We start from the raw sequence: 12252 nt of genomic DNA on the forward strand, positions 1-12252 counted from the left end.
CCGAATGTGAAGCGCGGGGGCCGCGCGGCGCCCCCGACGCTAGTGCGACTGGTACGGAGCGATGACGACCTCCACGCGCTGGAACTCCTTGACGTCCGAGTATCCGGTCGTCGCCATCGATCGTCTCAGAGCTCCCATGAGATTGACCTGGCCATCGGCCTGCGAGCTCGGCCCGAAGAGCACCTGCTCGAGCGGCGCGAGCTGGCCGACGTGCACGCGATGGCCGCGCGGCAGCTCGGGGTGATGCGCCTCGGCGCCCCAGTGCCAGCCCCCGCCCGGAGCATCCGTCGCCCGCGCGAGAGCCGACCCGAGCATGACCGCATCGGCGCCCATCGCGATCGCCTTGACGATGTCGCCGCTCGTGCCGAGGCCGCCGTCGGCGATGACGTGCACGTAGCGGCCGCCCGACTCGTCGAGGTAGTCGCGTCGGGCGGCGGCGACGTCGCTGATCGCGGTCGCCATCGGCGCATGGATGCCCAGGCTCAAGCGCGTGGTCGACGCAGCACCGCCGCCGAAGCCGACGAGCACCCCGGCCGCGCCCGTGCGCATGAGGTGCAGCGCGGCCGTGTAGCTCGCGGCGCCGCCCACGATGACGGGCACGTCGAGCTCGTAGATGAACTTCTTGAGGTTGAGGGGCTCGGCGTCGGTGCTCACGTGCTCGGCACTCACGGTCGTGCCACGGATCACGAAGAGGTCGACGCCGGCCTCGAGCACAGCCTCGTGGTACTCCTGCGTGCGCTGCGGGCTCAGGGCGCCGGCCACGGGCACGCCCGCCGCCCGGATCTCCGCGAGCCGCGCACTGATGAGCTCGGGCTTGATCGGCTCGGCGTACAGGGCCTGCATGGCCGCCGTCGCCTCGGCGGGGTCGAGGTCGCGGATGCGGGTGAGTTGAGCTTCAGCATCCTCGTACCGGGTCCACAGCCCCTCCAGGTCGAGCACGCCCAGACCGCCGAGGCGACCCATCGCGATCGCGGTCGCGGGGCTCATGACCGAGTCCATGGGCGCCGCGAGCACGGGCATCTCGAACTTGAGCGCGTCGATGCTCCACGCGAGCGACACCACTTGCGGGTCGCGCGTACGACGGCTGGGCACGACCGCGATGTCGTCGAAGGAGTACGCCCGACGCGCGCGCTTGGTCTGCCCGATCTCGATCTCCATCACGCCTCAACCCTATCGGCGGATGCCCGACGAACATCGAGCGGTACGGTGACGGAAGGCGGTAGACGACGAGCGCCGCGAGGAGGGCGACATGGCGAGCAGCGCACTGAACATCGAGCGGCCCGGCGAGCGCGGCGTCGTGCCGTTGCGCATCGCGGTCGTCGGTGCGGGTGGCTGGGGCGCCCAGCACGCACGCGTCGTCACCGAGCGGCTCGACACCGAGCTCGTGGGCATCGTGGGGCGCGACGCGGGGCGCACCGAGGCGCGCGCGGCCAGTTTCGGCACGCGCGGCTATACCTCCCTCGACGGGATGCTCGAGGCCGAGCATCCCGACCTCGTCACCGTGTGCCTCCCGAACGAGGAGCACTTCGCGCCCACGCTCGCGCTGCTGCGCGCGGGTGTGCCGCTGCTCGTCGAGAAGCCGCTCGTGTTCGACCTCGGCGAGGCCGACGCCCTGCTCGAGGCCGCGGGCGACACCTTCTTCGCGATCAACTTCAACCACCGCTACGCCGAGCCCGTGCTACGCGCGCGAGCCGCGATCGAAGCGGGCGAGCTTGGCGAGCTCGTGTTCGCGACCTGGCGGTTTGGGGGCGAGGCCAACCGCGGGCCCTCGCCGCACGCCAACCTCATCGAGACGCAGTGCCACGGCTTCGACATGCTCGAGCACCTGTGCGGGCCGATCGCCTCGGTGGCCGCGCAGATGACCTCGATGACCTACGGGGCGTTCAGCACGGTCGCGATCGCCCTCGAGTTCGCCTCCGGGGCGGTCGGCACGATGCTCGGCTCCTACGACTCGTCGTATGCCTACCCCGACGCGCAGCTCGTCGAGCTCAACGGCACCGCGGGCCGCGCGGTCATCCGCGACACCGTCGGCTCGCTCAGCCTGCAGTCGGTCGGCGACGAGACCGAGCGGGTGTGGCGGCCCGGCTACTTCGACGATGAGGCGCGCTCCTTCGAGCGCACCTTCGACCGCCATCTGGATGCTGTGCTCACATCTTTGCGGGCCGGCTCACCGCCCCCGGTGCCGGCGTCGGCAGGTCGCCGTGCGCTCAAGCTCGCGCACGCCGTGATCCGCTCCCACGAGACCGGGGCTCGCGTGCCCACTCGCCCCGCCGCGTAGCCCGCCGGCAACTCACCACCCCGGGAACACCCCACTCTGTTCCGGAACGGTTGGAGTGTTCCCGCAGGGTTGTGGCGCACGTCATCGCCGGGGCACCCCCGCCGCCGAGAGCGTGGCTGCAAGCCGCCGGGCGTGCACGAGGTCTGACCAATCCCAGCGGCACACCCCGCGGCCGGTCGCCCGCACCGAGTCTTCACGACGCTTCTCGTGCACGACCCTGTCTGAGGCCGAGCGGTTGCCACGCATGGTCGCTGACGTGTACTTCTCGCGCCCATCGAACTCACCGAGCAGGCGACCGCCCGACCAGCCGAAGTCGGCCCTGAACAGCTCACCTCGGAGCCCGCGCACCTCGACCTGCAGCTCGGGGTCGGCGAAGCCGAGCTGTCGAATGAGCACGCGACTCCACGACTCGCCCGGCGACTCCGATCGCCCGTCGGCGAAACTCAGCACACGCTCGAGCCGGGCTCTGCCCCGCCGCAGCCCGAGGGCGTCAGCCGCCTCGGCGATCTCGTCGAGGCTGCATCGCACACCGCCTCCGCGCACTCGCAACGCCCAGTCGACCGCGACGACTCCAGCGGCGAAGGGGTGAGAAGCCGCGAACTCGGCCAGGGTCCGGGCCAGGCTCGTCAGAACCACCCCGTCCTGCTCGACGACATAGGCGTCGGGGTGCGCCGTGCCCCAGTAGCGCAGTCCCCCCGCTGCTCTTGTCGACGCTGCGCTCCACCCGAGCACCTCGACTGCTGATGGTGGAGAGTTGAGAAGTGGCACGCCCCACACGAGAGCAGCCGACGCGCGGGCAAGCGGACGACGGGTTCGGCCGTACCGAGCCACCGCGAGCGCCCTGGTGAGCGCGAGCTCGGTCGCCGTGAGTTCGGCAGCGATCTCCGCGGGAAGGTCGAGACCATGAGCGAGGGGGATGAGCCGCCGGGCCCGGCGAGCACGCGTGAGCGACGAGCCAGAACCGGTCTCGACACGCAACTCACGAGCAACAATGAGCTGTTCGAGTGCGGCGACAACGGCAGGATTCACCCCGCCAGGATGGATGCCCAGCCCCGAGCATCCCACGCTCGAAGCTCACTCTGCAGAACCGCGCTCGGCACTCGGCCTCTGGGGAGGGAGCACCCCACCCCACTCCCACTCACGCGAGGCACCCGAGCGGGGCCGCGCCACCTGTTCCGGAACGGGCGCAGTGATCCGCGACGGGTGAGGTGGGCCAGTTGGCGGGCTACCGCCGGTAGTTGGGCGCCTCGACGACCATCTGGATGTCGTGCGGGTGCGACTCCTTGAGCCCTGCCGCGGTGATGCGCACGAACTTGCCGCGCTGCTTGAGCTCGTCGATCGTGCGCGCGCCCGTGTAGAACATCGACTGCCGCAGCCCGCCGAGGAGCTGGTACACGACCGAGCCAACCGGCCCGCGGTACGGCACCTGACCCTCGATGCCCTCGGCGATGAGCTGCTCGTCGCTCGGCACGTCGACCTGGAAGTAACGGTCGCGCGAGTACGAGGTCTTCGTGCCACGCGTCTGAAGCGCTCCGAGCGAGCCCATTCCGCGGTACGACTTGAACTGCTTGCCGTTCACGAAGATGAGGTCGCCCGGGCTCTCGTCGGTGCCGGCGAGCAGCGAGCCGAGCATGACGGTGTCGGCGCCCGCGACGAGCGCCTTCGCGATGTCGCCCGAGTACTGCAGGCCGCCGTCGGCGATGAGGGGAACCCCCGCCGGACGCGCCGCGAGCGAGGCCTCGTACACAGCCGTGACCTGGGGCACGCCGACGCCCGCGACCACGCGCGTCGTGCAGATGGAACCCGGGCCGACGCCGACCTTGACGGCGTCGGCGCCCGCATCGATGAGTGCCTGAGCTCCTGACCGCGATGCCACGTTGCCGCCGATGACGTCGACCTCGGCGAAGGCCGGGTCGGCCTTGAGGCGCGCGATGATCTCGAGCACCCCGCGACTGTCGCCGTTGGCGGTGTCGACGACGATCGCATCGACCCCGGCGTCGCGCAGTGCGCCGGCGCGATCCCAGGCGTCGCCGAAGAACCCGATGGCGGCGCCGACGCGCAACCGACCGGCGGCGTCCTTCGTCGCGTTCGGGTACTTCTCGCTCTTGTCGAAATCCTTGACCGTGATGAGCCCGCTCAGGCGGCCGGCGTCGTCGACGAGCGGCAGCTTCTCGATCTTGTGCTGGGCGAAGAGCGCGAGCACGTCGTCCTGCGAGATACCCACGGGGCCGGTGACGAGGGGGGCGGCCGTCATGACGTCGCGCACGAGGGTCGTGGGAGCTTCGAACGCCGACACGAACCTCATGTCGCGATTCGTGATGATGCCCACGAGCGTGCCGTCGCCCTCCACGACCGGGAGGCCGGAAACGCGGAAGCGCCCGCACAGGGCGTCCACCTCGGCGACCGTCGCATCCGGCGTCGTCGTGACGGGATTGGTGATCATGCCCGACTCCGAGCGCTTCACTTTGTCGACCTGCTCGGCCTGATCGTCGATCGACAGGTTGCGGTGCAGCACCCCCAGCCCACCTTGGCGCGCCATCGCGATCGCCATGCGCGCCTCGGTCACCGTGTCCATCGCAGAGGACAGCAAGGGAGCGTTGACACGGATGCGCCGCGTCAGTTGCGAGGCGGTCTCGGCCTCGCTCGGGATCACGTCGGTATGGGCGGGCAGGAGCATGACGTCGTCATAGGTGAGGCCGACGAAGCCGAACGGATCGGGCTGGTCCATGAGTCCCCTCGAAGTGCTTGGAAGTGGGCCCGGATGCAACGACGAATCCCGGTACTCCAGCTTAACGCGTTAGGCAGAAACGTATTCCGTGGCAATAATGGCTAGTCACCGTCGGTTGCCGCCGCGAAACGCGGCGGCAACAAACGATCCGTATCGTCAACGTTGACGACAGGGCCCAACCCGCCCGCGGGGCAGCACGCCTCGACCCGGAACAACCTGGAGGTTTCGTGGCACACGCTGCTAGCAGACCAGTCGCCCGGCGGGCACCACGGCGGCTCATGGCCGTGCTGTTCGCCACGGTCGTGGCTGCTCTCACTCTGTCCGTCGCCGCACCGGCCGCTGCCGACGAGGTCGGTCTCGACGAGTACGACTTCCGCATCAGCGGCCTCGTCGAGCTTGCCGACGAACCCCTCGAGGATGTTCGCCTCGTCATCGACGGCGGTGGCTTCAGTGTCGAGGTGCTCACCGGCGCCGATGGCCGCTGGGCCGTCGGCGTGCCCGTGCAAGGGGACTACACCGTCACCCTCGACGAGACGACGCTCCCCGATGGCATCGCCGTCGTGCAGACGACGCAGGAGGGCGACGAGACCCCCAACAGCCGGGATGTGAACATCGGGCAGTCCGGCAGCACCGTCCTGAACTTCTTCATCGGCCAGGGCGAGCGCAACACGGTCAACCTGTGGGACCAGATCGTCGATCGCTTCTTCAACGGACTGAACTTCGGTCTGCTGCTGGCACTCGCCGCCATCGGGCTCTCACTCGTGTTCGGCACGACCGGCCTGAGCAACTTCGCGCACGCCGAGCTCATCACCTTCGGTGCCCTCATGGCCCTCACCTTCAGCACGGTCGTCGCCCTGCCGCTCTGGCTCGCGCTCCTCATCGCGCTGATCCTGAGTGCGGCCTTCGGCTGGGCCAACGACGCCGGACTGTGGAGGCCGTTGCGCAAGCGGGGCGTGGGGCTCATCCCGATGATGATCGTGAGCATCGGGCTCTCCCTCGCCCTCCGCTACGTGTTCCAGTTCTTCTACGGCGGCGAGACCCAGCAGCTTCCCGGCGCGACCGACTCGTCGTTCTCGATCGGCGCGTTCGGCCTCTCGTGGGTCGATGTCGGCAGCATGGCGCTCTCTGTCGTGGTCCTGCTGGCGGTCGCCTTCTTCCTGCTGCGCACGCGCGTCGGCAAGGCGACACGCGCGGTCTCCGACAACCCTGCACTCGCGGCAGCTTCGGGCATCGACGTCGACCGCGTGATCCGCATCGTCTGGATATTGGCCGGCTTCCTCGCCGGCATGTCGGGCATCATCTGGGCGTACTTCCGCCCCGGTGTCGGCTGGGACATGGGATTCCAGCTGCTGCTGCTGACCTTCGCCGCAGTCACGCTCGGCGGGCTCGGAACGGCGTTCGGCGCTCTCGTGGGAGCCCTCATCGTCGGTTTCTTCGTCGAGATGTCGACGCTCATCATCCCTTCCGACACGAAGTACGTCGGGGCGCTGATCATCCTCATCCTGGTGCTGCTCGTGCGGCCACAGGGAATCCTCGGACGCAAAGAACGAATCGGCTAGGAGCGGACCATGGACTGGATTCAACTACTCTCCAACGCCGCGCAGGAGTTCATCTCCCCGACGACGGCCGCCTACGCGCTCGCCGCCCTCGGCCTCGCAGTGCACTTCGGCTTCACCGGTCTGCTGAACTTCGGCCAAGCGGGCTTCATGATGCTCGGCGCCTATGGTTTCGCCATCGCGACGCTCACGTTCGGCTGGCCCGTATGGGCCGCGGTCTTGTTCGGCGTCGTCGCGTCGATCGTGTTCGCCTTCATCTTGGGTCTACCCACCCTGAGGCTGCGCGCCGACTACCTCGCGATCGTCACGATCGCCGCGGCCGAGATCGTGCGCCTGCTGTTCACGACGAACGTGTTCGAGCCCGTCACGGGGTCCGCCAACGGCCTGCAGGGCTACAAGGGCGGCTTCGAAGACCTCAACCCGATTCCCGAAGGCACCTACGGCTTCGGCCCCTTCGTCTACAACGAGTACGACTGGTGGGTTCGCATCGTCGGCTGGGGCGTGGTCGTGATCGCCGCACTCATCACCTGGCAGCTCTTCAAGAGCCCGTGGGGTCGAGTGATCAAGGGCATCCGCGAGGACGAGGATGCTGTGCGCGCGCTCGGCAAGAACGTCTACTTCTACAAGATGCAGTCGCTCATCCTCGGCGGCGTCTACGGCTCCCTCGCCGGCATGATCTTCATCCTGCCCCGGTCTGTCGTGCCCGCCAACTACCAGCCGACCCTAACGTTCTTCATCTACGCGATCCTGCTGCTCGGCGGGGCGGCCACGGTCTTCGGCCCCATCCTCGGCGCCATGATCTTCTGGGTGCTGCTGTCGTTCTTCTCGGGCTTCATCGCCCGCGCAGTGAGCGAGGGCTTCTTGCCCTTCATGACCACCGTGCAGGCGGGGCAGCTGCGCTTCATCTTCGTCGGCATCGCGATCATGCTCATCGTCATATACAGACCACAGGGAATCCTGGGCAACAAGAAGGAGCTGGCTTTTGTCAAGTAGCAGCCCGAGTGACGCCACCGGCCCCATCAAGACCACGGGGCTCCACGTCGGTGAACCCGCCCCCGGGGTGGCCAAGACCGACCCCATCATCGTCGCCGATCACATCACACGCCGCTTCGGCGGCCTCACGGCGGTCGATGTCGACCACATCGAGATTCCCCGCGGCGCGATCACTGCACTCATCGGCCCCAACGGTGCCGGCAAGACGACGCTCTTCAACCTGCTCACGGGCTTCGATCAGCCCGACTCGGGAAAGTGGACGTTCGACGGCTCCGGCATCTCGGGCATTCCCGCGTTCAAGGTTGCCCGCAAGGGCCAGGTGCGCACCTTCCAGTTGACGAAGGCTCTCGCGCTGCTCACCGTGCTCGACAACATGAAGCTCGGTGCCAAGGGGCAGCGAGGTGAGAGCCTCTTCCGCGCCCTCTTCCCCTTCATCTGGAGGAAGCAGGAGGCCGAGATCGAAGAGCGCGCGCTCGTGCTGCTCGAACGCTTCAAGCTCCTCGAGAAGAAGGACGACTACGCCGCGAGTCTCTCCGGCGGTCAGCGCAAGCTGCTCGAGATGGCGCGCGCTCTCATGAGCGAGCCCACGCTCGTCATGCTCGACGAGCCGATGGCGGGTGTGAACCCGGCGCTCACACAATCGCTTCTCGACCACATTCTCGGCCTCAAGGAGCAGGGCATGACCGTGCTCTTCGTCGAGCACGACATGCACATGGTGCGGCACATCGCCGACTGGGTCATCGTCATGGCGGAGGGCCGCATCGTCGCCGAGGGCGACCCGCACGAGGTCATGGCGAACCCCGCCGTGATCGACGCCTATCTGGGCGCGCACCACGACGAGGATCTCGGAGAGATCGAGTCCGAGACACAATCAGCGATCAAGGAGCTGGCCGATGACGACGCCGACGAAGTCAAGCACTGACGCGGGAAGCGCCGCCGTGGACGACCGCAAGCTCGTCGTCCATGTCGACAAGGTGACGGCCGGCTACCTGCCGGGCATCGACATCCTCACCGACTGTTCGCTCACCGCCTACGACGGCGAGCTCATCGGCATCATCGGGCCGAACGGCGCCGGCAAGTCGACGCTGCTCAAGTCCATCTTCGGTCTCGTCAAGGTGCGGCAGGGCACGATCTCGCTCTACGGCGACGAGATCACGAACCTCAAGGCGAACAAGCTCGTCTCCAAGGGCGTCGGCTTCGTACCTCAGACCAACAACGTCTTCCCGACCCTCACGATTCGCGAGAACCTCGAGATGGGCATCTTCCAGAAGCCCAAGGAGCTCGATCACCGCCTGGAATTCGTGGTCGACATCTTCCCGGAGCTCGGCAAGCGGCTCGGACAGCGAGCGGGCTCGCTCTCCGGCGGTGAGCGGCAGATGGTCGCCATGAGCCGAGCCCTCATGATGAGCCCCGAAGTGATTCTGCTCGACGAGCCCAGCGCGGGCCTCTCGCCCGTGCGGCAGGACGAGGCCTTCCTGCGCGTCAAAGAGATCAACAAGGCGGGCGTGACGACGATCATGGTCGAGCAGAACGCTCGGCGCTGCCTGCAGATCTGCGACCGCGGCTATGTGCTCGACCAGGGCACGGACGCCTACGAGGGCGCGGGCCGTGATCTGCTGAACGACCCCAAGGTCATCGGCCTGTACCTGGGCACCCTCGGCCAGGAGTAGCGCCCCCAGAACGTCACCAAGGCCCCGCAGAGCACGTCTCTGCGGGGCCTTGGCGTGTCGGCTTGCGGTCCCCCACCACCACCGGGCGTCACGACACCGGCACCACAGCAGCACGACAGCGGCACGACAGCGGCACGACAAAGGCACGACAAAGGGCCCCGGCGTGATGCCGGGGCCCTTCGTGGTCAGCTAGCCGAGACTAGTTGAGGCGGTTGCCCGCGTAGGTGTTGTCGTCGCCGTACTCGAAGATGCCGATGGTGGCCTCAGTGGGGTCACCGGCGTCGTTGAGCGTGATCGGGCCCGAGGGGCCGTCGTAGTCGACGATGCCGCCGTCGGCGATGATCTGTGCGCAGGACGCGAAGTCCGTGCACTTCTCACCGTCGCCGGAACCACCCGAGACCTCCTGCAGCTTCGACGCGATGTCGACACCATCGGTCGAGCCGGCCGCGAGAGCGGCGAGCGCGATGAGGATGGTGGCGTCATACGACTCGGAGGAGTACAGGAACGAGTCCAGATCCGGGTCGATGGCGAGCAGGCGGTCGGTGAAGTCGTCCGTCAGGTTCGGGGCCGGGGCAGTGCCCTTGGCGCCCGTGATCAGACCGGTCTCGAAGTCTGCACTGTAGTCGGCGAGGTTGCCGTCCACGAAGTACAGGTTCTCGCCCGGGTATCCCGCGCCGACGAGGCCCGGAACGACGATCTTCGCCTGGTCGAACGTGATGACGGCGATCGCGTCGGGGTTGGCAGCGGTCAGCGCCGAGATCTGCGAGTCGAAGCTCGTGTCACCCTCGTTGAACAGCTGCTCCTCGACGACCTCGCCACCAGCGGCCTCGAAGGTCGAGGTGAGCTGGGCCGCGAGACCGGTGCCGTACGCGTCGTTCAGCACGAGCAGACCGAGGGTCGCCGCGCCGTCCTCCGCGATCAGGTTTCCGAGAACTTCACCCTGGAGCAGGTCCGAGGGAGCGGTGCGGAAGTACAGGCCATCGTCGTCGTAGGTCGTGAAGTCCGGCGACGTGTTCGCCGGCGAGAAGTGCACGACGCCGGCACCGGTGATCTGGTCGATGACCGTGAACGAGACACCCGAGGACGCTGCGCCGATGATGGCGTCGACGTCCTGCGAGAGGAGGTCGGTCACCGAGACGGTCGCGGTGTCGGTCGTGGTGTCACCGGAGTCGCGGTAGATCGCTTCGACGGTGAGGCTCGTGCCCGCCTCGTTGATCTCCTGCACGGCGAGCGCGACGCCCGCCTCCTCGGGGGGCCCGAGGAACGCCAGCGCGCCACTCTGGGGCAGGATGGTGCCGATCGTGAGAGTCAGGTCTTCAGCGGGGCCAGCAGGCTCTTCCTCTGTCGTCGCTGCGCATCCACCAAGGATGAGTGCGCTGGTGCCCAGGACGGCAATGCCGCCGAGGACCGACTTGAGAGAACGAGAGCGGCCGGCCGAGCCGGAAGTGAATACGCCCATGTTGCTCCTTGCGTTTCGAATGTGTTCAGGACACGGCAACGGGATACGTCACCATTAAGCCACCGTACGGCGGTAGTGAGGCACGCACAATACGTGCGGGTTACATCCCTGTAACGCCGAGATTCGATATCACAATCCGATCACAGCGACGGATTCCGTCGAGAAGTGTGCATGGACCGCGTGATTCCGCATCGCGAGCGTGACCCCATCGATCATCGCAGCCGCAGCGTGCCGATGCGCACTGGGCGATTCTCCTCCGAGTACCGGTACAGCCCGTAGTCGGCCTTCGTGACGTCACCCGAGGCGTCGAAGGCGACGTCGCCGACGAGGCCGACGTAGTGGAAGGAGCCGAGGTCATCGTGGACGACCCGGCACTCGGCCACGCTCCCGCAGCGGTAGCCCTCGGCCGTGATGCGCGGCAGCCCCGCGGCGATCGACGGCCCCCCGTCATCGTCGTACTCGAGCGCGGCGAGCGCGGCGAGAATGACGGCGTCGTAGGTCTCGACCGCGTACCGGTAGCTCCGCAGCGCCGGGTCTGACTGTCGGAGCCGCGCGATGAACTGGTCGCTCGCGGGGGCGCCTTCGAGCACCCCGTACGCACCCTCCAGCACGCCCTCGGGGAGGGTGGCGGAGTAGTCGGCCATGTTCTGGGATGTCAGCCAGAGCGTGCGCCCGGCGACGCCCTCCTCGGAGAGCGCCACGATGAGGCCCCGCGTCTGCTCGTCGAGCGCCGTCGTGGTCGCGATGACCACGGCATCCGCCTCGATCGTCGCGATGTCAGCCGCCATGCGCTCGAGGTTGCTCGATGCGGTGAGCATCTCGAGTCCGCCCAGTTGCGCGTCGTCCTCCGCAAGAGCCGAGACGATGCTCGCCTCGAGGGCGAGGCCGAGCTCGTCGTCGTCGGTGACGAGCACGATCGAGGAGCCCCCCGCCGCGAGCACTGACTCGGCGATGAGCGCCCCCTGCTTCTCGTAGGACGGGATGGTCCGGAAGAGCACGCCATCCTCATCCTGTGCGCGCAGGGAGGGGTAGGTGGCCGCGGGCGAGATGACAGTCACGCCGGCCTCTGCGGCGAGCGGGATGATCCGCTCGGCCAGCACGGAGGTCGCCGGCCCGATGATCACGTCGACCTCCAGCTCGAGGAGGTCTGCCATCGCCGACTCGAGGTCATCGCCCGAGGCGTCCCCCGAATCGCGGTGGAAGATCTCGACGGGTTCGCCCAGGATTCCTCCGCCCGCGTTGACGTCGCGCACCGCAACCTCGGAGGCAGCGACGAGGGCAGGGCCGAGAAAGGCGATGTCCCCGCTCGTGGGGAAGAGCGTGCCGATGCGCAGCACGCCGTCGCCGCTTGCCTCGACGGTCGCGACGGCGCTCGGTGTTGCGCTGGGGGTCGGCATAGGCCCGATGCCCGTGCACGCCGTGAGGCTGAGCGCCGCCACCGCGAGCATCGCTGCAGTGGGGAGGAGCGTCGTGCGCATCGGAGTCTCCTTCACGCTGGTCGGTGTCGAATGCCGTTATGGTGCGGGATGCCCAGGGCCGACTCCCGGCAGACGACCGGGTCTGCTCAT

The 12252-nt window shown here is 68.0% G+C and carries 10 protein-coding genes; 5 read left to right on the forward strand and 5 right to left on the reverse strand.

The features are described 5' to 3' along the window. Positions 1-39: 39 nt before the first annotated feature. Complete coding sequence (locus tag FK219_RS07895; protein WP_152582554.1) at positions 40-1158, reverse strand: GuaB3 family IMP dehydrogenase-related protein; 1119 nt, start codon at positions 1156-1158, stop codon at positions 40-42. A 91-nt stretch (positions 1159-1249) separates the two neighbouring features. Here FK219_RS07895 and FK219_RS07900 point away from each other — a divergent pair, with 91 nt between their 5' ends. After that, on the forward strand, positions 1250-2278 hold the full coding sequence (locus FK219_RS07900) for a Gfo/Idh/MocA family protein (RefSeq protein ID WP_152582522.1): 1029 nt from the start codon (positions 1250-1252) through the stop codon (positions 2276-2278). 81 nt (positions 2279-2359) lie between these two features. Here FK219_RS07900 and FK219_RS07905 read toward each other — a convergent pair whose 3' ends face one another. Next, entirely contained in the window at positions 2360-3307 is a 948-nt protein-coding gene (locus FK219_RS07905; RefSeq protein ID WP_152582523.1) for a hypothetical protein, read from the reverse strand. A 196-nt stretch (positions 3308-3503) separates the two neighbouring features. Then, positions 3504-5006 (reverse strand): IMP dehydrogenase, encoded by a 1503-nt coding sequence (gene guaB / locus FK219_RS07910; RefSeq protein ID WP_152582524.1) that lies wholly within the window; start codon positions 5004-5006, stop codon positions 3504-3506. Between the two features lie 278 nt (positions 5007-5284). On the opposite strand from guaB, the gene FK219_RS07915 reads away from it, so the two are divergent. From FK219_RS07915 to FK219_RS07930, 4 genes are read left to right on the forward strand one after another with little or no spacing between them, the layout of a single operon-like run. After that, the gene (locus tag FK219_RS07915) at positions 5285-6565 is read left to right on the forward strand and encodes a branched-chain amino acid ABC transporter permease (RefSeq protein WP_152582525.1); all 1281 of its coding nucleotides are present in this window, start codon (positions 5285-5287) and stop codon (positions 6563-6565) included. 9 nt (positions 6566-6574) lie between these two features. Further along, entirely contained in the window at positions 6575-7555 is a 981-nt protein-coding gene (locus tag FK219_RS07920) for a branched-chain amino acid ABC transporter permease (RefSeq protein WP_152582526.1), read from the forward strand. Then, positions 7545-8477 (forward strand): ABC transporter ATP-binding protein, encoded by a 933-nt coding sequence (locus FK219_RS07925; RefSeq protein ID WP_168212589.1) that lies wholly within the window; start codon positions 7545-7547, stop codon positions 8475-8477. The genes FK219_RS07920 and FK219_RS07925 overlap by 11 nt, the downstream gene beginning before the upstream one ends. Beyond that, positions 8449-9225: an ABC transporter ATP-binding protein gene (locus FK219_RS07930; RefSeq protein WP_152582527.1), complete on the forward strand. Its 777-nt coding sequence runs from the start codon at positions 8449-8451 to the stop codon at positions 9223-9225. The genes FK219_RS07925 and FK219_RS07930 overlap by 29 nt, the downstream gene beginning before the upstream one ends. Before the next feature lie 199 nt (positions 9226-9424). Here FK219_RS07930 and FK219_RS07935 read toward each other — a convergent pair whose 3' ends face one another. Both FK219_RS07935 and FK219_RS07940 read right to left on the reverse strand, forming a co-directional pair. After that, positions 9425-10684 carry an ABC transporter substrate-binding protein gene (locus FK219_RS07935; protein WP_152582528.1) on the reverse strand — a complete coding sequence of 420 codons (1260 nt, stop codon included), beginning with the start codon at positions 10682-10684 and terminating at the stop codon, positions 9425-9427. Between the two features lie 212 nt (positions 10685-10896). Further along, positions 10897-12162: an ABC transporter substrate-binding protein gene (locus FK219_RS07940; protein ID WP_152582529.1), complete on the reverse strand. Its 1266-nt coding sequence runs from the start codon at positions 12160-12162 to the stop codon at positions 10897-10899. Positions 12163-12252 lie beyond the last annotated feature (90 nt).

This window comes from Microcella pacifica, assembly GCF_009371975.2.
Lineage (GTDB): Bacteria > Actinomycetota > Actinomycetes > Actinomycetales > Microbacteriaceae > Microcella > Microcella pacifica.